Annotated in this window: 23 protein-coding genes; 20 read left to right on the top strand and 3 right to left on the bottom strand. The window is 70.6% G+C overall.

Going from position 1 to position 26382, the window contains the following annotated elements; translation table 11 throughout:
• Positions 1–117 precede the first annotated feature (117 nt).
• The 8 genes from ruvC to ACFYW5_RS24645 all read left to right on the top strand — a co-directional run bounded on the left by ruvC (position 118) and on the right by ACFYW5_RS24645 (position 9305).
• Positions 118–648: a crossover junction endodeoxyribonuclease RuvC gene (gene ruvC, locus ACFYW5_RS24680; RefSeq protein ID WP_389419250.1), complete on the top strand. Its 531-nt coding sequence runs from the start codon at positions 118–120 to the stop codon at positions 646–648.
• Complete coding sequence (gene ruvA, locus ACFYW5_RS24675; protein ID WP_389419249.1) at positions 645–1250, top strand: Holliday junction branch migration protein RuvA; 606 nt, start codon at positions 645–647, stop codon at positions 1248–1250. Before ruvC ends, ruvA begins: the two co-directional genes overlap by 4 nt.
• A gap of 21 nt (positions 1251–1271) precedes the next feature.
• Positions 1272–2342 (top strand): Holliday junction branch migration DNA helicase RuvB, encoded by a 1071-nt coding sequence (ruvB, locus tag ACFYW5_RS24670; RefSeq protein ID WP_389419248.1) that lies wholly within the window; start codon positions 1272–1274, stop codon positions 2340–2342.
• 185 nt (positions 2343–2527) lie between these two features.
• Positions 2528–3019 (top strand): preprotein translocase subunit YajC, encoded by a 492-nt coding sequence (gene yajC, locus ACFYW5_RS24665; RefSeq protein WP_389419247.1) that lies wholly within the window; start codon positions 2528–2530, stop codon positions 3017–3019.
• Positions 3020–3150: 131 nt separating this feature from the next.
• A complete protein-coding gene (secD, locus tag ACFYW5_RS24660; RefSeq protein ID WP_389419246.1) occupies positions 3151–4896 on the top strand; it encodes a protein translocase subunit SecD in 1746 nt (581 codons plus the stop codon).
• Between the two features lies 1 nt (position 4897).
• Positions 4898–6013, top strand: a complete 1116-nt coding sequence (gene secF / locus ACFYW5_RS24655; protein ID WP_389419245.1) for a protein translocase subunit SecF — start codon at positions 4898–4900, stop codon at positions 6011–6013.
• Positions 6010–6549 carry an adenine phosphoribosyltransferase gene (locus ACFYW5_RS24650; protein ID WP_389419244.1) on the top strand — a complete coding sequence of 180 codons (540 nt, stop codon included), beginning with the start codon at positions 6010–6012 and terminating at the stop codon, positions 6547–6549. The genes secF and ACFYW5_RS24650 overlap by 4 nt, the downstream gene beginning before the upstream one ends.
• A 221-nt stretch (positions 6550–6770) precedes the next feature.
• Positions 6771–9305, top strand: coding sequence for a RelA/SpoT family protein (locus ACFYW5_RS24645; protein WP_389419243.1), 2535 nt, complete (start codon positions 6771–6773; stop codon positions 9303–9305).
• 119 nt (positions 9306–9424) lie between these two features.
• Here ACFYW5_RS24645 and ACFYW5_RS24640 read toward each other — a convergent pair whose 3' ends face one another.
• Together ACFYW5_RS24640 and ACFYW5_RS24635 are read right to left on the bottom strand one after the other, a co-directional pair.
• Complete coding sequence (locus tag ACFYW5_RS24640; RefSeq protein ID WP_389419242.1) at positions 9425–10654, bottom strand: DUF349 domain-containing protein; 1230 nt, start codon at positions 10652–10654, stop codon at positions 9425–9427.
• Between the two features lie 136 nt (positions 10655–10790).
• Positions 10791–11639, bottom strand: a complete 849-nt coding sequence (locus ACFYW5_RS24635) for a peptidylprolyl isomerase (RefSeq protein WP_389419241.1) — start codon at positions 11637–11639, stop codon at positions 10791–10793.
• 180 nt (positions 11640–11819) lie between these two features.
• On the opposite strand from ACFYW5_RS24635, the gene ACFYW5_RS24630 reads away from it, so the two are divergent.
• From ACFYW5_RS24630 to rpsD, 5 genes are all read left to right on the top strand, one after another.
• On the top strand, positions 11820–12539 hold the full coding sequence (locus ACFYW5_RS24630; RefSeq protein WP_389419240.1) for an MBL fold metallo-hydrolase: 720 nt from the start codon (positions 11820–11822) through the stop codon (positions 12537–12539).
• Between the two features lie 13 nt (positions 12540–12552).
• The gene (gene hisS / locus ACFYW5_RS24625; protein ID WP_389419239.1) at positions 12553–13815 is read left to right on the top strand and encodes a histidine--tRNA ligase; all 1263 of its coding nucleotides are present in this window, start codon (positions 12553–12555) and stop codon (positions 13813–13815) included.
• A 183-nt stretch (positions 13816–13998) separates the two neighbouring features.
• Positions 13999–14649, top strand: coding sequence for a vitamin K epoxide reductase family protein (locus ACFYW5_RS24620; protein ID WP_389419238.1), 651 nt, complete (start codon positions 13999–14001; stop codon positions 14647–14649).
• 74 nt (positions 14650–14723) lie between these two features.
• Complete coding sequence (locus ACFYW5_RS24615; RefSeq protein ID WP_389419237.1) at positions 14724–16079, top strand: replication-associated recombination protein A; 1356 nt, start codon at positions 14724–14726, stop codon at positions 16077–16079.
• Between the two features lie 306 nt (positions 16080–16385).
• The gene (gene rpsD / locus ACFYW5_RS24610) at positions 16386–17000 is read left to right on the top strand and encodes a 30S ribosomal protein S4 (RefSeq protein WP_389419236.1); all 615 of its coding nucleotides are present in this window, start codon (positions 16386–16388) and stop codon (positions 16998–17000) included.
• A gap of 30 nt (positions 17001–17030) precedes the next feature.
• Here the strand turns inward: rpsD and ACFYW5_RS24605 are convergent, their stop codons facing one another.
• Complete coding sequence (locus tag ACFYW5_RS24605; RefSeq protein WP_389419235.1) at positions 17031–19205, bottom strand: ATP-binding protein; 2175 nt, start codon at positions 19203–19205, stop codon at positions 17031–17033.
• 160 nt (positions 19206–19365) lie between these two features.
• On the opposite strand from ACFYW5_RS24605, the gene ACFYW5_RS24600 reads away from it, so the two are divergent.
• The 7 genes from ACFYW5_RS24600 to ACFYW5_RS24570 all read left to right on the top strand — a co-directional run bounded on the left by ACFYW5_RS24600 (position 19366) and on the right by ACFYW5_RS24570 (position 26275).
• Positions 19366–19800: a DUF948 domain-containing protein gene (locus tag ACFYW5_RS24600; RefSeq protein WP_389419234.1), complete on the top strand. Its 435-nt coding sequence runs from the start codon at positions 19366–19368 to the stop codon at positions 19798–19800.
• A gap of 7 nt (positions 19801–19807) precedes the next feature.
• Complete coding sequence (locus ACFYW5_RS24595; protein ID WP_389419233.1) at positions 19808–20158, top strand: hypothetical protein; 351 nt, start codon at positions 19808–19810, stop codon at positions 20156–20158.
• Positions 20158–22830, top strand: coding sequence for an alanine--tRNA ligase (gene alaS / locus ACFYW5_RS24590; protein ID WP_389419232.1), 2673 nt, complete (start codon positions 20158–20160; stop codon positions 22828–22830). The genes ACFYW5_RS24595 and alaS overlap by 1 nt, the downstream gene beginning before the upstream one ends.
• Positions 22830–23294 carry a Holliday junction resolvase RuvX gene (ruvX, locus tag ACFYW5_RS24585; protein WP_389419231.1) on the top strand — a complete coding sequence of 155 codons (465 nt, stop codon included), beginning with the start codon at positions 22830–22832 and terminating at the stop codon, positions 23292–23294. Before alaS ends, ruvX begins: the two co-directional genes overlap by 1 nt.
• Before the next feature lie 121 nt (positions 23295–23415).
• Positions 23416–25092 (top strand): endolytic transglycosylase MltG, encoded by a 1677-nt coding sequence (gene mltG / locus ACFYW5_RS24580; protein ID WP_389419230.1) that lies wholly within the window; start codon positions 23416–23418, stop codon positions 25090–25092.
• 19 nt (positions 25093–25111) lie between these two features.
• Positions 25112–25951, top strand: a complete 840-nt coding sequence (locus ACFYW5_RS24575) for a shikimate dehydrogenase (RefSeq protein ID WP_389419229.1) — start codon at positions 25112–25114, stop codon at positions 25949–25951.
• 48 nt (positions 25952–25999) lie between these two features.
• Positions 26000–26275, top strand: coding sequence for a hypothetical protein (locus ACFYW5_RS24570; protein ID WP_389419228.1), 276 nt, complete (start codon positions 26000–26002; stop codon positions 26273–26275).
• The last annotated feature ends 107 nt before the right edge of the window (positions 26276–26382 follow it).

The raw sequence follows: 26382 nt of genomic DNA, 5'->3' as shown, positions 1-26382 counted from the left end.
CCCTGCCGCGGACCGAGCGGATACCGGCGGGCCGGTGGGACACACCCACCGGCCCGCCGCCGTTGTCAGTGCCGGCGGATAGCCTGCACAAACAGGCGATCGAAGGAGGGGCGCTCAGTGCGCGTACTGGGGGTGGACCCGGGCCTGACGCGGTGCGGGGTCGGCGTGGTCGAGGGAGTCGCGGGCCGGCCGCTCACCATGCTCGGCGTCGGGGTCGTGCGTACGCCCGCGGACGCCGAGCTGGGGCAGCGCCTCGTCGCCGTCGAGCAGGGCATCGAGCAGTGGCTCGACGAGCACCGGCCCGAATGCGTCGCCGTGGAGCGGGTGTTCAGCCAGCACAACGTCCGCACCGTGATGGGCACCGCCCAGGCCAGCGCCGTCGCCATGCTGTGTGCCGCCCGCCGTGGCATCCCGGTCGCCCTGCACACCCCCAGCGAGGTCAAGGCGGCCGTCACCGGCAGCGGCCGCGCCGACAAAGCCCAGGTCGGCGCCATGGTCACCCGGCTGCTGCGGCTCAGCGCGCCGCCCAAGCCCGCGGACGCCGCCGACGCCCTCGCGCTCGCCATCTGCCACATCTGGCGCGCCCCCGCCCAGAACCGACTCCAGCAGGCCGTGGCCCTGCACGCATCGAAAGGCCGTACGACATGATCGCCTTCGTCAGCGGCCCGGTCGCCGCCCTCGCCCCCGACTCCGCGGTGGTCGAGGTGGGCGGGATCGGCATCGCGGTCCAGTGCACGCCGAACACGCTCTCCGGGCTCCGCATGGGCCAACAGACGAAACTCACCACCTCCCTCGTGGTCCGCGAGGACTCGCTGACCCTGTACGGCTTCGTGGACGACGACGAGCGCCAGGTCTTCGAGCTGCTCCAGACCGCGAGCGGGGTCGGACCCCGCCTGGCGCAGGCCATGCTCGCCGTGCACGCGCCCGACGCCCTGCGCAGAGCCGTCGCGACCAGCGACGAGAAGGCACTCACCGCCGTCCCCGGCATCGGCAAGAAGGGCGCCCAGAAACTGCTGCTGGAGCTCAAGGACCGGCTCGGCGAGCCGATCGGCGCCCCCGCCGTCGGCGCACCGGTCACCCAGGGCTGGCGCGACCAGCTGCACGCGGCGCTGATCGGCCTCGGGTACGCGACCCGGGAGGCGGACGAGGCCGTGTCCGCGGTGGCGCCCCAGGCGGAGGCGGCCGAGGGCACGCCGCAAGTGGGGCAGCTGCTGAAGGCGGCCCTCCAGACGCTGAACCGCGCCCGCTAGCCCGTACCGAGGAGAACTGCCGTGAACTGGGACGACACGACCGACACCCCCGCCGAGGAGCGGCTCGTCGGCGCGTCCGCCGACCGGGACGACCAGGCCGTCGAGGCGGCGCTGCGCCCCAAGGACCTGGACGAGTTCATCGGCCAGGAGAAGGTCCGCGAACAGCTCGACCTGGTCCTGCGCGCCGCCCGCGCGCGGGGCGCCACCGCCGACCACGTCCTGCTCTCCGGCGCCCCCGGCCTCGGCAAGACCACCCTGTCGATGATCATCGCGGCCGAGATGGGCGCCCCGATCCGCATCACCTCCGGGCCCGCCATCCAGCACGCCGGCGACCTCGCGGCGATCCTCTCCTCCCTCCAGGAGGGCGAGGTCCTCTTCCTCGACGAGATCCACCGCATGTCCCGGCCCGCCGAGGAGATGCTGTACATGGCGATGGAGGACTTCCGCGTCGACGTGATCGTCGGCAAGGGCCCCGGCGCCACCGCCATCCCCCTGGAGCTGCCCCCCTTCACCCTGGTCGGCGCCACCACCCGCGCGGGACTGCTGCCGCCCCCGCTGCGCGACCGCTTCGGCTTCACCGCGCACATGGAGTTCTACGAGCCGCCCGAGCTGGAGCGCGTCATCCACCGCTCCGCCCACCTCCTCGACGTCGAGATCGACTCCGCCGGCGCCGCCGAGATCGCCGGCCGCTCCCGTGGCACGCCCCGCATCGCCAACCGGCTGCTGCGCCGGGTGCGCGACTATGCCCAGGTCAAGGCCGACGGCGTGATCACGAAGGACATCGCGGCCGCGGCCCTCGCGGTCTACGAGGTCGACGCCCGGGGCCTGGACCGGCTGGACCGGGGGGTGCTGGAGGCCCTGCTCAAGCTGTTCGGCGGCGGGCCGGTCGGCCTGTCCACCCTCGCCGTCGCGGTCGGCGAGGAGCGCGAGACGGTCGAGGAGGTCGCCGAGCCCTTCCTGGTCCGGGAGGGCCTGCTGGCCCGTACACCCCGGGGCCGGGTGGCCACGCCCGCCGCATGGGCGCATCTCGGCCTCACCCCGCCCCGCTCCGCGGCGGCCGGAAACGGACAAGGGGACCTGTTCGGGGCGTAGGACCCCGTGCCGGGGCTCGCCCGGCGCGGGCATTGGCCGGGTCAGGAACCTCGGTGCCATGCTGAGCGTTGTTCCTTGCACGCGGACTCGCTTAGACTCCGCCGATGCCGCCGTTGTCGGCGGCACATACACCCCCAACCATCAGGCCGCTCACCATCGCGGTCGTGTGAAGGAAGTTCCGACCCGTGAGTCTCGTGACCCTCCTCCCGTTCATCGTGCTCATCGGGGCCATGTTCCTGATGACCCGGTCGGCCAAGAAGAAGCAGCAGCAGGCCGCCGACATGCGGAACCAGATGCAGCCCGGTTCCGGCGTCCGCACCATCGGGGGCATGTATGCCACGGTCAAGGAGGTCAACGAGGACACCGTCCTCCTCGACGCCGGCCCGGGCGTGGACCTGCTCTTCGCGAAGAACGCCATCGGCGCCGTCCTCTCGGACGACGAGTACAACCGCATCGTCCACGGCGTCGAGCACGACCTGAAGGCCGACGCCGACATCGTTCCGGACGACGCCTCCTCCCTCACCGAGCCCGACGACGCTGCCGCCGCCTCCGACGAGAAGTCCGTCGACCTCGGGAAGAAGGACGCGGACGCGGAGCCCGCCGACGACGTCGCGGCCGCCGAGGCGAAGGCCGACAGCGAGCCGAAGAAGTCCGACGGCGAATCCGGCGCGAAGTAGCCGCTTCCCGGAGCGCGCGGGCGTGACCCGCGCGCCCCGGGCACGCGTGGCTCTCGCACGGCATCCCGACTACATGGCATGGCCGCCGGCGCCCACCCGGCGAGAGGCGGCCCGAGAGGGAGTACGAGAAGGTGGCAGCACCTAAGAAGGGCCGGAGCGCGAGCGCCCAGAGCAGGCCGGGGCGCTCGCTGGCCCTCATTCTGATCGCCATCGTGGCGCTCACCGGAGGAATGTTCCTCTCCGGGCACACCACCCCGCGCCTGGGCATCGACCTGGCCGGCGGTACGAGCATCACGCTGCGCGCGGAGGCCGAGCCGGGCCAGGAATCCGCGATCAACAAGACCAACATGGACACCGCCGTTGAGATCATGGAGCGGCGTGTCAACGGTCTTGGTGTCTCGGAGGCCGAGGTCCAGACCCAGGGCGACAAGAACATCATCGTCAACATCCCCAAGGGCACGAACTCCAAGGAAGCCCGGGACCAGGTCGGCACCACCGCCAAGCTGTACTTCCGCCCGGTCATCGCCACCGAGGCCGCCGGCGCCGCCGCGACGACCAGCCCGTCGCCGAGCGCCTCCAGCAGCGCCACGGACAAGGCGACCGACAAGGCGACCTCCTCCTCGTCCCCCTCGGCGACCGGCACCCCCTCGGCGAGCGCCACCTCCCAGGGCCGCGCGGTCACCGACGCCCTCAAGGCGGACCCCACCGGATCGGCGAGCCCCAGCTCCAGCGCCTCGCCGTCCGCCAGTGCCTCCGGCGCCGCGGACACCAGCAAGCTCGAAGCCCAGTACGCGGCCCTCGACTGCACCGACGAGACGGCCCGCGCCAAGGCGGGTGACGGCGCCAAGCCCACCGAGCCGACCGTGGCCTGCGGCCAGAGCACGCCGGGCCAGTGGCAGAAGTACATCCTCGGCCCCGCCGAGGTCGACGGCACGGACGTCGCCGAGGCCGAGGCCGCCTTCGCCACCACGACCGGCGCCGGCTGGACCGTGAACATGAAGTTCACGGGCGAGGGCCGCAAGAAGTTCGGTGACATCACCGGCAAGCTGGCGCAGAACCAGCCCCCGCAGAACCAGTTCGCCATCGTCCTGGACAACGAGGTCGTCTCCGACCCGCGCGTCAGCCAGGCCCTGACCGGCGGCAACGCCGAGATCTCCGGCAACTTCGACCAGGAGTCCGCCCAGAGCCTCGCCAACATGCTGTCGTACGGCGCCCTGCCGCTGTCCTTCAGCGAGGACAGCGTCACCACGGTGACCGCCGCGCTCGGCGGCGAGCAGCTCAAGGCCGGTCTGATCGCGGGCGCGATCGGTCTCGCCCTGGTCATCCTGTACCTGGTGGTCTACTACCGCGGCCTGTCGCTCGTCGCCATCGCCTCGCTGCTGGTCTCCGCCGCCCTCACCTACGTGATCATGTCGCTGCTGGGCCCGGCCATCGGCTTCGCGCTGAACCTGCCGGCCGTCTGCGGTGCCATCGTCGCCATCGGCATCACGGCGGACTCGTTCATCGTGTACTTCGAACGCGTCCGGGACGAGATCCGCGAGGGCCGCTCGCTGCGCCCCGCCGTGGAGCGGGCCTGGCCGCGCGCCCGGCGCACCATCCTGGTCTCCGACTTCGTGTCGTTCCTGGCCGCCGCGGTGCTGTTCGTCGTCACCGTCGGCAAGGTCCAGGGCTTCGCGTTCACGCTGGGCCTGACCACCGTGCTCGACGTGGTGGTCGTGTTCCTGTTCACCAAGCCCCTGCTGACCCTGCTGGCCCGCACCAAGTTCTTCGCGAGCGGCCACCCCTGGTCCGGCCTCGACCCCAAGCGACTGGGGGCCGAGCCGCCGCTGCGCCGTACCCGTCGTCCCGCCGGCCCCGTCGACCCGAAGGAGGCGTGAGATGTCGAAGCTCGGCAACCTCGGCGCCCGACTGCACCGTGGCGAGGTCGGCTACGACTTCGTCGGCAACCGCAAGCTCTGGTACGGCCTGTCCATCCTGATCACCATCACGGCGATCGTGGGCCTCGCGGTGCGCGGCCTGAACATGGGCATCGAGTTCCAGGGCGGCGCGGTCTTCACCACCCCGAAGACCTCCGTCTCCGTCGCCCAGGCGCAGGAGTACGCGGAAGAGGCCTCCGGCCATGACGCGATCGTGCAGAAGCTCGGCGACGGCAAGCTGCGCATCCAGGTCGCGGGCATCGAGACCAAGGAGGCCGACCGGGTCTCCGCGGAGCTCGCCAAGGACCTGAAGGTCGACGAGAACGACGTCACCGGCGAGCTGGTCGGCCCCAGCTGGGGTGAGCAGATCGCCAACAAGGCCTGGCAGGGTCTGGGGATCTTCCTGGTCCTGGTGGTGATCTATCTGGCCATCGCCTTCGAGTGGCGCATGGCGGTGGCCGCGTTCGTCGCGCTGATCCACGACATCACCATCACGGTCGGCATCTACGCCCTGGTGGGCTTCGAGGTCACCCCGGGCACGGTGATCGGTCTGCTGACCATCCTCGGCTATTCGCTCTACGACACGGTGGTCGTCTTCGACAGCCTCAAGGAACAGACCAAGGACATCACCAAACAGACCCGCTGGACCTACAGCGACATCGCCAACCGGTCGATCAACAGCACGCTGGTGCGTTCCGTCAACACCACGGTGGTCGCGCTGCTGCCGGTGGCCGGCCTGCTGTTCATCGGCGGCGGCTTCCTCGGCGCCGGCATGCTGAACGACATCTCGCTGTCGCTGTTCGTCGGCCTCGCCGCCGGTGCGTACTCCTCGATCTTCATCGCCACCCCGCTCGTGGCCGATCTCAAGGAGCTCGAGCCGCAGATGAAGGCCCTGAAGAAGCGCGTACTCGCCAAGCGCGCCCAGGCCGCGGCCAAGGGTGAGCCGGTGGGCGACGGTCCGGTCGACGAGCCCTACGACGACGAGCCGGACGATGCCGCGCCCGCGGTCGTCGGCCCCCGCAACCAGCCCGCGTCCCGCACCCGGGGCCGTGGCCGCCCGTCGGGGAAGCGGCGATGACCGGCATCGAGGAGCTGCTGCTCAGCCGTATCCGTGATGTGGCCGACTACCCGGAGCCGGGGGTGAAGTTCAAGGACATCACCCCGCTGCTGGCGGACCCGGCCGCGTTCACCGCGCTCACCGACGCCCTCGCGCAGATCGCCGAGCGCACCGGCGCCACTAAGGTCGTCGGCCTGGAGGCCCGCGGCTTCATCCTCGGTGCCCCCGTCGCCGTCCGCGCCGGACTGGGCTTCATCCCGGTGCGCAAGGCGGGCAAGCTCCCCGGAGCCACCCTCGCCCAGGCCTACGACCTGGAGTACGGCTCGGCGGAGATCGAGGTGCACGCCGAGGACCTCACCGCCGAGGACCGCGTCCTGATCGTCGACGACGTCCTCGCCACCGGCGGCACCGCCGAGGCCTCGATCCAGCTCATCCGCAGGGCGGGCGCCGAGGTCTCGGGCCTGGCCGTGCTGATGGAGCTCGGTTTCCTCGGCGGCCGCGCCCGCCTGGAGCCCGCGCTGGCCGGCGCCCCGCTGGAAGCGCTGCTCAGGGTCTGACCCCGCACATCACGGAAACGGCCGCCCCGGCACATCGGGGCGGCCGTTTCCGTGCCCGCCGCGACGCGGAGACCCCTCCCCGGGAATCCGGCGGCAGTCCCTCGCGTTCCTCCGGTATACGGCCCCCACATCGGCCTGAAGGCGATCCCGGGGCGCAGGATCGCTACCATGGGGTATCCGGAGCCTGACCGGGGGACCCGGATCGCGCACGAGGAGCCCTCTTGCCAGACGAGGCCCAGCACCTGACCGCCGCCAAGCCCGACTCCGCCTCGGGCCCCGCGGACAAGCCCGCGCCGAAGACGTCGAACGCGAAGAACGACGCCCGCGGGCCGGTCGAGCACGCCCAGTCCGCGCCCGTCGACAAGTCGGCCGACGAGTCGCGCCCCAAGCCGGTCCCCGCCGAGCGCCCGGCCGCCCCCGTGGTCCGCCCCAACACCGGCCAGCCGCCCCGCACCGGCTCCTCCAACCGCGTCCGCGCCCGTCTCGCCCGCCTCGGAGTGCAGCGCTCCAACCCGTACAACCCGGTGCTGGAGCCCCTGCTGCGGATAGTGCGCAGTAACGACCCGAAGATCGAGACCGCCACCCTCCGGCAGATCGAGAAGGCCTACCAGGTCGCCGAGCGCTGGCACCGCGGCCAGAAGCGCAAGAGCGGCGACCCGTACATCACGCACCCGCTCGCCGTCACCACCATCCTGGCCGAGCTGGGCATGGATCCGGCCACGCTGATGGCGGGCCTGCTGCACGACACCGTCGAGGACACCGAGTACGGCCTCGACCAGCTCCGCCGGGACTTCGGCGACTCCGTCGCCCTGCTCGTCGACGGCGTCACCAAGCTGGACAAGGTCAAGTTCGGCGAGGCCGCGCAGGCCGAGACCGTCCGCAAGATGGTCGTCGCCATGGCCAAGGACCCGCGCGTCCTGGTCATCAAGCTCGCCGACCGGCTGCACAACATGCGCACCATGCGCTACCTCAAGCGAGAGAAGCAGGAGAAGAAGGCGCGCGAGACCCTGGAGATCTACGCGCCGCTCGCCCACCGCCTGGGCATGAACACCATCAAGTGGGAACTGGAGGACCTCGCCTTCGCGATCCTCTACCCCAAGATGTACGACGAGATCGTCCGGCTGGTGGCCGAGCGGGCACCGAAGCGTGACGAATACCTGGCCATAGTGACCGACGAGGTCCAGCAGGACCTGCGCGCGGCCCGCATCAAGGCCACCGTCACCGGCCGCCCGAAGCACTACTACAGCGTCTACCAGAAGATGATCGTCCGCGGCCGTGACTTCGCGGAGATCTACGACTTGGTGGGCATCCGCGTCCTGGTGGACACCGTCCGCGACTGCTACGCCGCGCTGGGCACCGTCCACGCCCGCTGGAACCCGGTTCCGGGGCGGTTCAAGGACTACATCGCGATGCCCAAGTTCAACATGTACCAGTCGCTGCACACGACGGTCATCGGCCCCAACGGCAAGCCGGTCGAACTCCAGATCCGCACCTTCGACATGCACCGCCGTGCCGAGTACGGCATCGCCGCGCACTGGAAGTACAAGCAGGAGGCCGTCGCCGGCGCCTCCAAGGTGCGCACCGATGTGCCCAGGGTCGCCAAGGGCAAGGACGACCACCTCAACGACATGGCGTGGCTGCGCCAGTTGCTGGACTGGCAGAAGGAGACCGAGGACCCGGGCGAGTTCCTGGAGTCCCTGCGCTTCGACCTGTCCCGCAACGAGGTCTTCGTCTTCACCCCCAAGGGCGACGTCATAGCGCTCCCCGCGGGCGCCACCCCGGTCGACTTCGCCTACGCCGTCCACACCGAGGTCGGCCACCGCACCATAGGCGCCCGGGTCAACGGCCGTCTCGTCCCTCTCGAATCCACCCTGGACAACGGCGACTTGGTGGAGGTCTTCACCTCCAAGGCCGCCGGTGCGGGCCCGTCCCGCGACTGGCTCGGCTTCGTCAAGTCACCGCGCGCCCGCAACAAGATCCGGGCGTGGTTCTCCAAGGAGCGCCGCGACGAGGCGATCGAGCAGGGCAAGGACGCCATCGCCCGCGCGATGCGCAAGCAGAACCTGCCGATCCAGCGCATCCTCACCGGCGACTCCCTCGTCACGCTGGCGCACGAGATGCGCTACCCCGACATCTCCTCGCTGTACGCGGCGATCGGCGAAGGCCATGTGGCCGCGCAGAACGTCGTACAGAAGCTGGTGCAGGCGCTCGGCGGCGAGGAGGCGGCCTCCGAGGAGATCGACGAGTCGGTGCCGCCCGCGCGCGGGCGCAGCCGCAAGCGGCGCAGCAGCCAGGACCCCGGTGTGGTGGTGAAGGGCGTCGACGACGTCTGGGTCAAGCTCGCCCGCTGCTGCACGCCCGTCCCCGGCGACCCGATCATCGGCTTCGTGACCCGGGGCAGTGGTGTATCGGTTCACCGCAGCGACTGCGTGAACGTGGATTCACTGTCCCGCGAGCCCGAGCGCATCCTCGACGTCGAGTGGGCGCCCACCCAGTCCTCGGTCTTCCTGGTCGCCATCCAGGTCGAGGCCCTGGACCGCTCGCGGCTGCTGTCGGACGTCACCCGCGTCCTGTCCGACCAGCACGTCAACATCCTGTCGGCGGCCGTGCAGACCTCGCGCGACCGCGTCGCCACCTCCCGCTTCACCTTCGAGATGGGCGACCCCAAGCACCTCGGGCACGTCCTGAAGGCGGTCCGGGGAGTGGAGGGCGTCTACGACGTCTACCGGGTCACCTCGGCGCGCAGCCGGTCGTAGGGCCTCGCCCTCCTGACGGGACATGACGAGACGGGACATGACGAGACGGGACATGACGAGACGGGACATGACGAAAGGGGCTCCCCGCGGGGAGCCCCTTCCCATGTTCTCCGTCGTCGTCAGCCGCCGAACTCCTGAAGGCCCTTCAGGGCCTGGTCGAGCAGCGCCTGGCGGCCCTCGAGCTCACGCTCCAGCTTGTCGGCCTTGGCGTTGTTGCCCTGGGCGCGCGCCTGCTCGATCTGGCCGCGCAGCTTGTCCACGGCGGCCTGGAGCTGGCCGGTCAGGCCCTCGGCACGCGCGCGTGCCTCCGGGTTGGTCCGGCGCCACTCGGTCTCCTCGGCCGCCTGGATGGCCCGCTCGACGGCGTGCATCCGGCCCTCGACCTTCGGCCGGGCGTCCCGCGGCACATGGCCGATGGCCTCCCAGCGCTCGTTGATCTGGCGGAACGCGGCACGTGCGGCCTTGAGGTCCGTCACCGGGAGGATCTTCTCGGCCTCGTGGGCCAACTCCTCCTTCAGCTTCAGGTTCTCGGACTGCTCGGCGTCGCGCTCGGCGAAGACCGAGCTGCGCGCCGCGAAGAACACGTCCTGGGCGCCGCGGAAGCGGTTCCACAGGTCGTCCTCGTGCTCGCGCTGGGCACGGCCCGCGGCCTTCCACTCCGTCATCAGCTCGCGGTATCGGGCCGCCGTCGGACCCCAGTCCGTCGACCCGGACAGCGACTCGGCCTCGACGACCAGACGCTCCTTGGTCCTGCGGGCCTCCTCGCGCTGCGCGTCCAGCGCCGCGAAGTGGGCCTTGCGGCGCTTGGAGAACGCCGAGCGCGCGTGCGAGAAGCGGTGCCACAGCTCGTCGTCCGACTTGCGGTCGAGCCGCGGCAGCCCCTTCCAGGTGTCCACCAGCGACCGCAGCCGCTCGCCGGCCGACCGCCACTGGTCGGACTGCGCCAGCTCCTCCGCCTCGGCGACCAGCGCCTCCTTGGCGTGCCGCGCCTCGTCGGACTGCTTCGCGCGCTGCTGCTTGCGCTCCTCGCGCCGCTTCTCGACGGTCTCCACGAGCTTGTCCAGACGCTGCCGCAGCGCGTCCAGGTCACCGACCGCGTGGTGCGCGTCGACCTGCTGGCGAATGTGGTCGATCGCCACCTGGGCGTCCTTCGCGGACAGGTCGGTGGTCTTCACTCGCTTCTCGAGGAGGCCGATCTCGACAACCAGGCCCTCGTACTTGCGCTCGAAGTAGGCCAGCGCCTCCTCAGGGGAGCCGGCCTGCCAGGAACCGACGACCTGCTCGCCGTCGGCCGTACGCACGTACACGGTCCCCGTCTCGTCGACGCGGCCCCACGGGTCGCTGCTCACAGCGCCTCCTCCACATGATGCCTGCTCGGGGCTTCAGCGCCCCCGGGCATCGTCCACAGTTTCGTCACGGCCAACATAGGCGACCGGCGGGTTGCCTGTCCGCATCCCGCGCGACCGAAATTTCGCAGTTGAGGGGTCAGGATTTGGTGACAGTTGCCTTGTTGATCACCACGGTCGCGTTGGGTGCGGTGTTGCCCGTCGTGGGGTCCGCGGCCTGCGCTCCGGCGGCCGCCAGCTTCTTGAGAATCTTCATCCCCGCCTCGGACACCGTGCCGAACGGGGTGTAGTTGGGCGGCAGCGGACTGTCCTGGTAGACGAGGAAGAACTGGCTGCCGCCGGAGTCCTTGCCCTCCCCGGTCTGGGCGTTGAACTGGTTCGCCATCGCGACCGTTCCCGCCGGGTAGGTGTCGCCCTTGAGGCTCTTGTCCTTGAGGTTCTCGTCCGGGATCGTGTAGCCGGGACCGCCGGTGCCGGTGCCCGTGGGGTCGCCGCACTGGAGCACGTAGATCCCGCTGTCGACCAGCCGGTGGCACTTGGTGTGGTCGAAGTAGCCCTTGCCGGCGAGGAAGTTGAACGAGTTGACGGTGTGCGGGGCGGCCGACGCCTTGAGCGCTATGTCGATCTCACCGCAGGTCGTGTCCAGCTTCATCGTGTAGTCCGCGGACTTGTCGATGGTCATGGCCGGTTCCTTCTTCCAGCTCATGGTCTCGACCTTGCCCGCGGCCGGCTTCTTGCACGGGTCCGGGACCTTGCTGGTCGGCGCCGCGCTCGGGGTGGCCTCCGCGCTCGCGTTCGACTTGCCGTCGTCCCCGTCGAAGGCGCCGGCCGTATACAGCCCGAGGCTGCCGATGAGTACGACGCCGAGCGCGGACGCGATGACCGCGTTGCGCGTGCGTGACTTGCGCCGCGCGTCCGTGCGCCGCTGCTGCTGCCGCAAGAACTTCTCCCGGGCGAGCTGACGCCGCCGCTGTTCCTGGCTGACCACGGGGTTGTCTCCTCAAGCGTCTGAATGCGTCGACCGGTGCGAGTGCGTCCGGTGGGCCGACCGTCTGCGTGTGCCCCGTACCGTATATGGGTTCGCTGCGGAATCGGCAGCGCCGGTAGGCTCTGACCTCAGGCGCAGCCCACCGACTTGTCACCCGAACCGACACAACGAAGGACGATCGTGCTCATTGCCGGGTTCCCCGCCGGGGCCTGGGGGACGAACTGCTATCTCGTCGCCCCCGCCGCCGGTGAGGAGTGCGTGATCATCGACCCGGGCCACCAGGCGGCCCCCGGAGTCGAGGAAGCACTGAAGAAGCATCGGCTCAAGCCCGTCGCCGTCGTCCTCACCCATGGCCACCTCGACCATGTGGCCTCGGTCGTCCCGGTGTGCGGCGCGCACGACGTACCGGCCTGGATCCACCCCGAGGACCGGTACATGATGAGCGACCCCGAGCGGGCGCTCGGCCGTTCCATCGGGATGCCGTTGCTGGGCGACCTGACGATCGGCGAGCCGGACGACGTCAAGGAGCTGGCCGACGGCGCGAAGCTGGAGCTGGCGGGCCTGGAGCTGTCCGTCGCCCATGCGCCGGGCCATACCAAGGGGTCGGTGACCTTCAGGATGCCCGAGGCGGCGGACATCCCGCCGGTCTTCTTCTCGGGCGACCTGCTGTTCGCCGGCTCCATCGGACGCACCGATCTGCCCGGCGGTGACATGGCCGAGATCCTCGACTCGCTGGCCCGTGTGTGCCTGCCGCTCGACGACTCGACCGTGGTGCTGTCCGGCCACGGCCCCCAGACGACCATCGGCCACGAGCGTGCCACCAACCCGTATCTGCGGCAGGTGGCCGCAGGCCGCCAGGATCGCGGAGCAGCCCCGCAGGCTCCCCGACGAGGAATGTGACGAGAGACCTCCCGTGAGCACCTTCAAGGCCCCCAAGGGCACCTACGACCTGATCCCGCCGGACAGCGCCAAGTTCCTGGCCGTCCGCGAGGCCATCGCCGCCCCGCTGCGCAACTCCGGCTACGGCTACATCGAGACGCCCGGCTTCGAGAACGTCGAGCTGTTCGCGCGCGGAGTCGGGGAGTCCACCGACATCGTGACCAAGGAGATGTACGCCTTCGAGACCAAGGGCGGCGACCGGCTGGCCCTGCGCCCCGAGGGCACCGCGTCCGTGCTGCGCGCCGCGCTGGAGGCCAACCTGCACAAGGCGGGCAACCTCCCGGTCAAGCTCTGGTACTCCGGCTCCTACTACCGCTACGAGCGCCCCCAGAAGGGCCGCTACCGCCACTTCTCGCAGGTCGGCGCCGAGGCGATCGGCGCGGAGGACCCGGCGCTGGACGCCGAGCTGATCATCCTGGCCGACCAGGCGTACCGCTCCCTGGGCCTGCGCGACTTCCGCATCCTGCTCAACAGCCTGGGCGACAAGGAGTGCCGTCCGGTCTACCGCGCCGCGCTCCAGGAGTTCCTGCGCGGCCTCGACCTCGACGAGGAGACCCTGCGCCGGGCGGACATCAACCCGCTGCGCGTCCTCGACGACAAGCGCGAGGCGGTCCAGAAGCAGCTCGGGGACGCGCCACTGCTGCGCGACTACCTCTGCGACGCGTGCAAGGCGTACCACGAGGAGGTCCGCGAGCTGATCACGGCCGCGGGCGTCGGCTTCGAGGACGACCCCAAGCTGGTGCGCGGCCTGGACTACTACACCCGGACGACCTTCGAGTTCGTCCACGACGGTCTGGGCTCCCAGTCCGCGGTGGGCGGCGGCGGCCGCTACGACGGCCTGTCCGAGATGATCGGCGGCCCCGCGCTGCCGTCCGTCGGCTGGGCCCTCGGCGTCGACCGCACGGTCCTCGCGCTGGAGGCGGAGGGCGTCGAGCTCGAACTGCCCTCCACCACCAGCGTGTTCGCGGTCCCGCTCGGCGAGGAGGCCCGCCGGGTGCTGTTCGCCAAGGTGGGCGAGCTGCGCAAGCAGGGCGTCGCGGCGGACTTCTGCTACGGCGCCAAGGGCCTCAAGGGCGCCATGAAGAACGCCAATCGCAGCGGCGCCCGCTACACGGTCGTCGCCGGCGAACGCGACCTCGCCGAGGGCGTCGTCCAGCTCAAGGACATGGAGTCCGGCGAGCAGACGGCGATCGGCGTCAACGAGATCGTCGCCGAGCTGGAGGCCCGGCTGGGCTGAGGGCCGCACGGTCACGGTCACGGGGGCTTCGCGGGAACGCGAGGCCCCCGTTGTCGTGAACCGAACGCTCCTCGTCCCTCGCGAGGGTTCCTTATCTCCAGTGAACGGTGGGGACGGGTCCGTTTGCGGCACAATGACCCCTGCCCGGAGCAGGTCCCCCTCTCAAGTGACGGAATCGGCGTGATGAGCAAGACGACCCTCCAAGACGTCTCCACCGAGCCCGAGCGCACCGTCGAGGCGCCGCGCACGGCGGGCGGCAGCACGGCCTTCGCGCTGATGCTGGTGATCACCGGCGCGGCCGGGCTGCTCGCCGCGTGGGTCATCACGCTCGACAAGTTCAAGCTGCTGGAGGCCAAGGCCGAGGGGAAGACCTTCGTCCCCGGGTGCAGCCTGAACCCCGTCGTCTCCTGCGGCAGCGTCATGGAGAGCGACCAGGCCTCGGTCTTCGGCTTCCCCAACCCGATGCTCGGCCTCGTCGCCTACGGCATCGTCGTCTGCGTCGGCATCAGCCTGCTCGCCCGCGCCCGCTTCCCGCGCTGGTACTGGCTCACCTTCAACGCCGGCACCCTGTTCGGCGTCGGCTTCTGCACCTGGCTGCAGTTCCAGTCGCTGTACCGCATCGGCGCCCTGTGCCTGTGGTGCTCGCTGGCGTGGGTCGCGACGATCATCATGTTCTGGTACGTCACCTCGTTCAACGTGCGCAACGGCTTCATGCCCGGCCCCCGCCGGCTGAAGGCCTTCTTCGGCGAGTTCACCTGGGTGCTGCCGGTGCTGCACATCGGCGTCATCGGCATCCTGATCATGACCCGCTGGTGGGACTTCTGGACCAGCTGACGGCGCCGGGGGCATTGTCAGTGCGGTGCTGTGCATTCTGGGGGACACCCCCAGACCCCCGGTAGGGTTTCAGGGTGGAGCCCGACCTGTTCACCGCCGCAGCCGAAGAACGCCAGGAGAAGGACCCGGCCGCCAGCCCCCTGGCCGTCCGGATGCGCCCGCGCACCCTCGACGAGGTGGTGGGCCAGCAGCACCTGCTGAAGCCGGGCTCACCGCTGCGCAGACTGGTGGGGGAGTCCGGCGGCGGCCCGGCCGGCCCTTCCTCGGTGATCCTGTGGGGCCCGCCCGGCACCGGCAAGACGACCCTCGCCTACGTCGTCTCCAAGGCCACCAACAAGCGGTTCGTGGAGCTGTCCGCGATCACCGCCGGGGTCAAGGAGGTCCGCGCGGTCATCGAGGGCGCCCGCCGCGCCACCGGCGGCTACGGCAAGGAGACCGTCCTCTTCCTCGACGAGATCCACCGCTTCAGCAAGGCCCAGCAGGACTCCCTCCTGCCCGCGGTGGAGAACCGCTGGGTGACGCTGATCGCGGCGACCACGGAGAACCCGTACTTCTCCGTCATCTCGCCCCTGCTGTCCCGCTCCCTGCTGCTCACCCTCGAATCCCTCACCGACGACGACGTCAGAGGTCTGCTGAGGCGGGCGCTGAGCGACGAGCGCGGCCTCGGGGACGCCCTCGGCCTCCCGGAGGACACCGAGGAGCACCTGCTTCGGATCGCCGGCGGCGACGCCCGGCGCGCCCTGACCGCCCTGGAGGCCGCCGCGGGGGCCGCCCTGGACCAGGGCGAGAGCGAGATCAGCCTCCGGACGCTGGAGCAGACCGTCGACCGGGCGGCGGTGACGTACGACCGCGACGGCGACCAGCACTACGACGTCGCCAGCGCCCTCATCAAGTCCATCCGCGGCTCCGACGTCGACGCGGCCCTGCACTACCTGGCCCGGATGATCGAGGCCGGCGAGGACCCCCGCTTCATCGCCCGTCGGCTGATGATCTCGGCCAGCGAGGACATCGGGCTCGCCGACCCGCAGGCCCTGCCCCTCGCGGTCGCCGCGGCCCAGGCCGTCGCCATGATCGGCTTCCCGGAGGCCGCCCTCACCCTCAGCCACGCCACCATCGCCCTCGCCCTGGCGCCCAAGTCCAACGCCGCGACGACCGCCATCGGCGCAGCCATGGAGGACGTCCGCAAGGGACATGCCGGGCCGGTGCCGGCGCATCTGCGCGACGGGCACTACAAGGGCGCCGCCAAGCTCGGCCACGCGCAGGGGTATGTGTACCCGCACGACCTGGCCGAGGGCATCGCCGAGCAGCAGTACGCCCCGGACGCCCTCAAGGACCGCGAGTACTACACCCCCACCCGGCACGGCACGGAGGCCCGGTACGCGGACGCGGTGGAGTGGACCAGGAAGCGCCTCGGTCGCAAGCGGTCCTGAGCAACCTGTAGACTCCCTCGAAGTGCTGTGTCCCGTGCAGTCAGAACGGGACGGTCAGCCGGAGACCCGGTTCCCAGGAACCGGCTCCAGGAGCGTCGCGCACCGTCGAACGGTGTCGCGGGCAGCCCACCACCACTCGTCGCAGGACGGGACCGGTCGGTGGGCCACTCGCGTGCTGCACGTATGTGCCCAGATCAGGGAGCGGCTGCCCAGCAGGTCCGACCGACCGGACGTGCAGGGTCTCCCCGGCTGCGGATGCGACCTCCCTCAACCCTGACAAGCCGAACACCAGGAAATGAGAAACAAGTGGCGAATCAGCCCCGCCCCAAGGTCAAGAAGTCGCGTGCCCTCGGCATCGCGCTGACCCCGAAGGCCGTCAAGTACTTCGAGGCCCGTCCCTACCCGCCGGGCGAGCACGGCCGCGGCCGCAAGCAGAACTCGGACTACAAGGTCCGTCTGCTGGAGAAGCAGCGTCTGCGCGCGCAGTACGACGTGTCCGAGCGCCAGCTCGTCCGCGCCTACGAGCGTGCCTCGAAGGTTCAGGGCAAGACCGGTGAGGCCCTGATCATCGAGCTCGAGCGTCGTCTCGACGCCCTGGTGCTGCGTTCGGGCATCGCCCGCACCATCTACCAGGCCCGTCAGATGGTCGTTCACGGCCACATCGAGGTCAACGGCCAGAAGGTCGACAAGCCGTCGTTCCGCGTCCGTCCCGACGACGTCGTGATGGTCCGCGAGCGCAGCCGCGAGAAGACCCTCTTCTCGATCGCCCGTGAGGGCGGCTTCGCCCCCGACGGCGAGATCCCGCGCTACCTCCAGGTGAACCTCAAGGCCCTGGCGTTCCGCCTGGACCGCGAGCCGAACCGCAAGGAGATCCCGGTGATCTGCGACGAGCAGCTCGTCGTCGAGTACTACGCCCGTTGATCCGTCAGCGGACGTAGCACCACCTGCGCGTCAGCCCGCCGTCTCGCCGCCCTTCCGGGTGGGCGAGGCGGCGGGTTCGTGCATGTCAGGGGTGGCGGGCGAGTGCCGTACGGGCCCGCGCGGCGCGGGCAGCCCCGCCGGCGCCCCGGCCGCCGGCCCCCCGAGGCGCAGCGCCCGGGCCACCGCCGCCTCCCGGTCGAGCAGCGCACCCGCCCGTACGCACTCCTCGTACCGCTCGTCGCCCAGTCGCTCCCGGGCCATGGCCTCGCACAGCTCGTGCGGGGCGTTGTAGTAGGCCGAGCCGAACAGCGGCAGTCCCACCGACGGCCACATCCGCTCCGCCGCCCCTTGCAGCAGCGCCGCCTCCGCCGCGTCGCCGTCGGCCGCCGTGACCAGGGCCAGCAGCTCCACCGTGAGCACCGAGCCGAGCAGGTCGTGGAAGGAGTGGGCGCCGGACAGGCAGTCGGTCAGCAGCTCGCGCGCGCGTGCCCGGTCGCCCTCGCGCCAGGCGGCGTACGCCAGTACATACAGGGCGTAGCCGCGGGCCCAGCGCTCGCCGTGGTCCTCGCACACCCGGCGCACGTCCTCGCACAGCCGTACCGCCTCGGCCGGATCGTCCTGGAAGGCCCGGGCCATGGCGAGCTCCACCTGGCCCATGAGGACGTTGCTGTTGAGCTCGCCGATCTCCTGGTAGCGGGCCAGCGCCGAGCGCAGCAGCGTTTCAGCACGGGCCATGTCGTCGGTGACCAGGGCGACACAGCCGATGCGGTGCTCGGCGTAGGCCGCCGCGACGGGGTTCGCCGACGCCCGCGCCTCCTCACCGCACTCGTGCAGCGCGGCGAGCGCGGCGCCCGTGTCGCCCTGGAGGACCGCCACGTAACCCAGCACCCACAGCGCCTTCAGCCGGGACTGCTCATGGCCGGAGTCCAGCCGGACGGCCTGGTCCAGCCAGTGCCGGCCCTCCGACAGACGTCCGCAGCCGACCCAGTAGAACCACAGCGAGCCCGCGAGGAGCTGGCCCAGATGCGCCTCGTCGGGCTCGGACAGGCAGTGCTCCAGGGCGCTGCGCAGATTCGGCAGCTCCGCCCCCACGCGCGCGGCGACCTCCGCCTGGCGCGGCGAGAACCAGTCCAGCTCGCACCAGGTCGCCAGGCCCAGGTACCAGTCGCGGTGCCGGCGCCGCAGCCGCTCCGCGTCACCGGTCGCCGCCAGCCAGTCGGCCCCGTAGGCCCGGACGGTGTCCAGCATGCGGTAGCGCACGCCCGACGCGGTCTCCTCCCGGGAGACCACCGACTGGGCGAGGAGTTCCGAGAGCACGTCGAGGACGTCGTCGGCGTGCAGGCCGTGCCCGCTGCACACGTACTCCACGGACTCCAGGTCGAAGCTCCCCGCGAACACCGACAGGCGCGCCCACAACAACCGCTCCTCGGGCGTGCACAGTTCATGGCTCCAGCCGATCGCCGTGCGCAGCGTCCGGTGCCGCCACAGCGCCTCCCCGCCGTCCCGGGTCAGCAGCCGGAACCGGTCGTCGAGCCGGGCCAGCAACTGCCCGGCCGACAGCGCCCGCAGCCGCCCGGCCGCCAGTTCCACCGCCAGCGGGATCCCGTCCAGGCGCCGGCACAGCTCCCGTACGTCGTCATCGCCGGTGGCCACCTTCGCCCCGTGCAGCGCGGCCCGCTCCGCGAACAGCTCGACGGCCTCGTCCTCGGCCAGCGGCTCCAGCGGGAACAGCCGCTCGCCCCGCACCGACAGCGGCCTGCGGCCCACCGCGAGCACCGTCAGACCCGGCGCCCGGCCCAGCAACTCGGTCACCAGCTCGGCACAGGCGTCGACCAGGTGCTCGAACCCGTCGAGCAGCAGCAGGAGTTGACGTCCGGCGAGATGGGACAGGAGCGTCTCGCGCGGCGGGCGGGTGGTGTGGTCGGTGAGGCCCAGCGCCGCCACCACCGCGTGGTCGACGAACGCCGGATCGCTGACCGGCGCCAGCTCCACCCGCCACACCCCGTCCGGCGGCGCGCACCGGGCGGCCGCGTGGGCCGCGAGCCGTGACTTGCCCACCCCGCCCGTTCCGCACACGGTCACCAGCCGCGTCTCGCCGAGCGCCTCGGCAAGCCCCGCGAGTTCGGCCGTACGCCCGACGAACGCGTCGAGCTCCAAAGGGAGATTGCCGGCCACCGGAGCGGCCTCACGCTGTCGATCTCGCATGGGATACGGAGCGTACTGAACCGTATTCACTCCGTACAATCGCTTCGTCGAACTCGCGCGCCCGCGGGCCGTAATCCGGTACGGAGCCGCGCGCCCGGCGCGATAGGCTCGACCCACGACTTTTCGATGGTGAGACACGTTTCAGGGAGCGGGTGCAACAGTGTCCGGTGGAGAGGTGGCCGGGATCCTGGTGGCCGTGTTCTGGGCGATCCTGGTCTCCTTCCTCGCCGTGGCACTGGTGAGGCTGGCCCAGACGCTCAGGGCGACCACCAAGCTGGTCGCGGACGTGACCGATCAGGCCGTGCCGCTGCTGGCGGACGCCTCCTCGGCGGTGCGCTCGGCGCAGACCCAGATCGACCGGGTCGACGCGATCGCCTCCGACGTCCAGGAGGTCACCTCCAACGCCTCCGCGCTGTCCAGCACGGTGGCCTCCACCTTCGGCGGCCCCCTGGTCAAGGTCGCGGCCTTCGGCTACGGCGTGCGCCGCGCGATCGCGGGCCGCAAGGACGACGTGCCCGCCAAGGAACCCCGACGTACCGTGATCGTGGGCCGTACCGTTCCGGCCGCACGGCGGAACAAGCGGAAGAAGGGCTGATCCAGCGATGTTCCGCCGTTCGTTCTGGTTCACCACAGGTGTCGCGGCCGGTGTGTGGGCCACCACCAAGGTCAACCGCAAGATCAAGCAGCTGACCCCGGAGCACCTGGCCACCCAGGCCGCCAACAAGGCACTCGAGGCGGGCACCCGCCTCAAGGACCGCGCGGTGGGCTTCGCCCTCGACGTCCGCGACAACATGGCCCAGCGGGAGGCCGAGCTGGAGAACGCGTTGGGCATCGACGCGGACCCCGAACTCCCCGCACTGCGGCGGCAAGCCGCGATCGAGAACCGCACCGAGCCGAAGACGTACGTCATCGACGACACGACGTACACGTACAACCGGAATGAGGACCACTGATGGAGTCGGCTGAGATCCGCCGCCGCTGGCTGAGCTTCTTCGAGGAGCGCGGGCACACCGTCGTCCCTTCGGCGTCGCTCATCGCGGACGACCCGACTCTGCTCCTCGTCCCGGCCGGCATGGTGCCCTTCAAGCCCTACTTCCTGGGTGAGGTCAAGCCGCCCTTCGACCGCGCCACCAGCGTGCAGAAGTGCGTGCGCACGCCGGACATCGAAGAGGTCGGCAAGACCACCCGGCACGGCACGTTCTTCCAGATGTGCGGCAACTTCTCCTTCGGCGACTACTTCAAGGAAGGCGCCATCAAGCTCGCCTGGGAGCTGCTCACCAGCCCCCAGGACAAGGGCGGTTACGGCCTGGAGCCGGAGAAGCTCTGGATCACCGTCTACAAGGACGACGACGAGGCCGAGCGCATCTGGCACGAGGTCGTCGGGGTGCCGAAGGAGCGCATCCAGCGCCTCGGCATGAAGGACAACTACTGGTCGATGGGCGTCCCCGGCCCCTGCGGCCCCTGCTCCGAGATCAACTACGACCGCGGCCCCGAGTTCGGCGCCGAGGGCGGTCCCGCCGTCAACGACGAGCGGTACGTGGAGATCTGGAACCTCGTCTTCATGCAGTACGAGCGGGGCGAGGGCACCGGCAAGGAGAGCTTCGAGATCCTCGGCGACCTGCCGAGCAAGAACATCGACACCGGGCTCGGCCTGGAGCGGCTCGCCATGATTCTGCAGGGCGTGCAGAACATGTACGAGATCGACACCTCCATGGCCGTCATCAACAAGGCCACCGAACTGACCGGCGTGGCCTACGGCGACGCCCACGGCTCGGACGTCTCGCTGCGCGTGGTCACCGACCACATGCGCACCGCCGTGATGCTCATCGGTGACGGGGTCACCCCGGGCAACGAGGGCCGCGGCTACGTCCTGCGCCGCATCATGCGCCGCGCCATCCGGAACATGCGGCTGCTCGGCGCCACCGGTCCGGTGGTCAAGGAGCTGGCCGACACCGTCATCGCGATGATGGGCCAGCAGTACCCGGAGCTGGTCACCGACCGCGAGCGGATCGAGAAGGTCGCCGTCGCCGAGGAGAACGCCTTCCTCAAGACGCTGAAGGCCGGCACCAACATCCTCGACACCGCCGTCACCGAGACCAAGCAGGCCGGTGGCACGGTCCTCGCCGGTGACAAGGCCTTCCTGCTCCACGACACCTGGGGCTTCCCGATCGACCTCACCCTGGAGATGGCCGCCGAGCAAGGGCTGTCCGTGGACGAGGACGGCTTCCGGCGCCTGATGAAGGAGCAGCGGGAGCGCGCCAAGGCCGACGCCCAGTCCAAGAAGACCGGCCACGCCGACATGGGCGCCTACCGCGAGATCGCCGACCGGGCCGGTGAGACCGAGTTCATCGGCTACTCCGACACCGCGGGCGAGTCGACGATCGTCGGCATCCTCGTCGACGGCGTCTCCTCCCCGGCCGCCACCGAGGGCGACGAGGTCGAGATCGTCCTCGACCGCACCCCGTTCTACGCCGAGGGCGGCGGCCAGATCGGTGACACCGGCCGCATCAAGGTGGACTCCGGTGCCGTGATCGAGATCCGCGACTGCCAGAAGCCGGTGCCGGGTGTGTACGTCCACAAGGGCGTCGTCCAGGTCGGCGAGGTCACCGTCGGCGCCAAGGCCGAGGCCGCCATCGACGCCCGCCGTCGGACGGCCATCGCCCGCGCCCACTCGGCCACCCACCTGACCCACCAGGCCCTGCGTGACGCCCTCGGCCCGACGGCCGCCCAGGCCGGTTCCGAGAACCAGCCCGGCCGCTTCCGCTTCGACTTCGGCTCGCCGTCCGCCGTTCCGACGGCCGTGATGACCGACGTCGAGCAGAAGATCAACGAGGTGCTGGCCCGCGATCTGGACGTGCGGGCCGAGGTCATGGGCATCGACGACGCCAAGAAGCAGGGCGCCATCGCCGAGTTCGGCGAGAAGTACGGCGAGCGCGTGCGGGTGGTGACCATCGGCGACTTCTCCAAGGAGCTGTGCGGCGGCACCCATGTGCACAACACCGCCCAGCTCGGCCTGGTCAAGCTGCTCGGCGAGTCCTCGATCGGCTCTGGTGTGCGCCGTATCGAGGCTCTCGTCGGTGTCGACGCCTACAACTTCCTCGCCCGTGAGCACACGGTCGTCGCCCAGCTCCAGGAGCTGATCAAGGGCCGCCCGGAGGAACTTCCGGAGAAGGTCTCCGCCATGCTCGGCAAGCTGAAGGACGCCGAGAAGGAGATCGAGAAGTTCCGCGCCGAGAAGGTGCTCCAGGCCGCCGCCGGTCTCGCCGAGTCCGCCAAGGACGTCCGCGGCATCGCGCTGGTCACCGGCCAGGTCCCGGACGGCACCACCGCCGACGACCTGCGCAGGCTGGTCCTCGACGTGCGTGGCCGCATCCAGGGCGGCCGGGCCGTCGTAGTCGCCCTGTTCAGCGTGGTCAACGGCAAGCCGCTGACGGTCATCGCCACCAACGAGGCCGCCCGCGAGCGCGGCCTGAAGGCCGGCGACCTGGTCCGTACGGCGGCCAAGACGCTCGGCGGCGGCGGTGGCGGCAAGCCGGACGTCGCCCAGGGCGGCGGCCAGCACCCGGCCGCGGTCGGCGAGGCCGTGGACGCCGTGGAGCGCCTGGTCGGGGAGACGGCCAAGTAATGCGCAGAGGACGTCGGCTCGCCATCGACGTCGGGGACGCCCGGATCGGGGTCGCCTCGTGCGACCCCGACGGGATCCTCGCGACCCCGGTGGAGACGGTCCCCGGCCGGGACGTCCCCGCGGCCCAGCGGCGGCTGAGGCAACTGGTCGAGGAGTATGAGCCGATCGAGGTCGTCGTCGGTCTCCCGCGTTCCCTCAAGGGGGGCGAGGGCCCGGCCGCGGTCAAGGTCCGCGGCTTCACCCAGGAACTGGCGCGCCTGATCGCGCCGGTTCCGGTGCGGCTCGTGGACGAACGGATGACCACGGTGACGGCCAGTCAAGGACTGCGCGCCTCGGGCGTGAAGTCGAAAAAGGGCAGATCGGTCATTGACCAGGCAGCGGCTGTGATCATCCTCCAGCAGGCACTGGAATCCGAACGGGTGTCAGGTAAAGCTCCCGGCGAGGGCGTCGAAGTGGTCATCTGATCGCGATACGGTAACGTTCCGCGCGATGCGGCGGTGTTCGAACAGCCGCCGCACAAAGAGAGGCGGAACGGAAGCCGGGCCCCACCCCGCGCGACCGCCGCCTCGCGGCTCTAGGGGATCGATGACTGAGTATGGCCGGGGCCAGGGCTCCGAACCGTGGCATCCCGAGGACCCGTACCACGGGGACGGTGGATGGGAGGGACAGCAGGCCCAGGCGGGCCAGCAGTCCCCTTACGGCGGCCAGCCGCAGCACTATCCGGAGCAGCAGCAGCCGCAGGAACCCCAGCAGCCGCAGCAGTACGGCGACTGGGGCACCGGCCAGCAGGGCGGATACGGTCAGGCGCAGCAGCAGTACCCGCAGCAGTACGACCAGCAGCAGTACCAGGACCAGGGCCAGCAAGGGTACGACAACAGCGGCTGGGGCACCGGCACGCACGGGCAGGTCCAGTACACCGATCCCGCCGACCCCTACGGCCAGCAGAACGCCGCCTACGGCGAACAGCAGCCGGACTTCTACGGCACTCCCGAGGCGTACCCGCCGCCGGAGCCGCCGAGCCGACGACAGGCCGAGCCGGAGCCGCGCACCGACTGGGACCCGGGTCCCGACCAGGGCGAGCACGCCTTCTTCGCGGGCGGCGACGATGACGACGACGTCGACGACCTGGGGAGCCGCCGCGGCCGAGGCGACCGGCGGGGCCGGGGCGGCAAAGGCGGCAAGAAACGCCGTAGCGGATGCGCCTGTCTGGTCGTCCTGCTGGTGTTCGGCGGAGGCATCGGCGGCGTCGGATATTTCGGCTATCAGTTCTACCAGGATCGTTTCGGCGACGCCCCGGACTATGCGGGCAGCGGCAACGGCGAGCAGGTGACCGTCGAGATCCCCGAGGGCGCCGGCGGCTATTCCATCGGCCAGGAGCTGAAGTCGAAGGGCGTGGTCAAGAGCGTCGACGCGTTCGTCGCCGCCCAGCAGCAGAACCCCAAGGGCAACACGATCCAGGCCGGTGTCTACACGCTGCAGAAGGAGATGTCGGCCAGCAGCGCGGTCGACCTCATGCTCAGCCCGAAGAGCCAGAACAACCTGATCATCCCCGAGGGCACCCGCAATGTCGCGGTCTACAAGCTGATCGACGCGCGCCTCGAACTCGACAAGGGCACCACGGCGGAGATCGCCGAGGAGAAGGCGGACAGCCTCGGCCTTCCCGAGTGGGCGACGGGCCACAAGGACGTCAAGGACCCGCTGGAGGGCTTCCTCTACCCGTCCAGCTACCCGGTGGCCAAGGGCCAGAAGCCCGAGGCCGTCCTCAAGCGGATGGTCGCCCGGGCCACGGAGAAGTACGAGGAGCTCGGCCTGGAGAAGAAGGCCGCCGACCTGGGCCTGGAAAGCCCCTGGCAGCTGCTCACCGTGGCGAGCCTGGCGCAGGCCGAGGGCACCAGCCACGACGACTTCCGCAAGATGGCCGAGGTGGTCTACAACCGCCTCGAGCCCGGCAACCCCGAGACCTACGGCTCGCTGGAGTTCGACTCCACGTACAACTACATCAAGAACCAGAGCAAGATCGACCTGACGATCGCCGAGCTGCGGGAGTTCGACAACCCGTACAACACCTACTTCGTCAAGGGACTGCCGCCCGGCCCGATCGACAACCCGGGCGAAGAGGCGCTGAAGGGCGCGCTGAACCCGACGGACGACGGCTGGTACTACTTCATCTCGCTGGACGGCAAGACCAGCAAGTTCACCAAGACGCTCGCCGAGCACGAGAAGCTGGTCGAGCAGTTCAACGCGTCGCGGAACAACGACTGACGGCTCAAGGACAGGTGCAATGACAGGTCAGGGCACAGACGCCCGCCGGGCCGCCGTGCTCGGTTCGCCCATCGCCCACTCCCTCTCGCCGGTGCTGCACCGCGCCGCCTACGAGCAGCTGGGGCTCACCGGCTGGACGTACGACCGGTACGAGGTGGACGAGGCGGCGCTGCCCGGGTTCTTCGCCGAGCTCGGCCCCGAGTGGGCCGGACTGTCGCTGACCATGCCGCTGAAGCGGGCGGTCATCCCGCTGCTCGACGAGATCAGCGAGACGGCCCGCTCGGTCGAGGCGGTCAACACCGTCGTGTTCACCGAGGACGGCCGCCGCACCGGCGACAACACCGACATCCCCGGCATGGTCGCCGCCCTGCGCGAACGCGGCATCGAGCAGGTCGACTCGGCCGCGATCCTGGGCGCCGGCGCCACCGCCTCCTCCGCGCTGGCCGCGCTCGCCCGCATCTGCACCGGCGAGGTCGTGGCCTACGTCCGCAGCCCTGCCCGCGCCGCGGAGATGCGGCAGTGGGGCGAACGGCTCGACGTCGAGGTGCGGACGGCGGACTGGGCGGACGCCGCCGAGGCGCTGCGCGCGCCCCTGGTCGTCGCGACCACTCCGGCCGGTACGACCGACGAGCTCGCCTCCGCCGTACCGGAGCGCCCCGCCACGCTGTTCGACGTGCTCTACGACCCCTGGCCCACCGCGCTCGCGGCCCGCTGGTCCATGTTCGGCGGGGCCGTCGTCAGCGGGCTCGACCTGCTGGTGCACCAGGCGGTGCTCCAGGTCGAGCAGATGACGCGGCGCACCCCGGCCCCGCTGGACGCCATGCGAAAAGCGGGCGAACACGCGCTCGACGCCCGCTAAGATCCTTCCGGTTCCGCAGGGGGCGGGACCGGGAGGGGAACGCGTTCGATGTCCACAGGTCAGCCGCTGGCGTCCGGCAAGAGCCAGATCTTCGAGAGCCTGCTGTGGTTCCTGCCCGACTGGGTGCAGAACACCGTGCTGGTCCTGATCGTGCTCGCCCTGCTGGCCACCTGGACCATCAGGCTGCGCAACAAGATCGCCCCCCGCCGCGCGCTGCGTCAGCCGCAGCCTGTCCCGGCGGCCGCGCCCCACGGCCAGGGCAGCGGGGCCGACTACCTGGGCCCGTACGCCCCGCAGCGGCGCCCGGAGGACAGCTCCGCCTGATGGCGCAGCCGCGTCGCTTCCTAATGCTGTTGTCAAGCTGCCGTAGTCGCTGGGGGTGTCACTTCGTAACACCGTCGGTCACGGATCAGAGCCCACAGGACGTTGAC

Origin of the sequence: Streptomyces sp. NPDC002779 (genome assembly GCF_042888685.1) — a bacterium.
Classification (GTDB): Bacteria; Actinomycetota; Actinomycetes; order Streptomycetales; family Streptomycetaceae; genus Streptomyces.
This window is presented reverse-complemented; position numbering and strand designations above follow the sequence as displayed.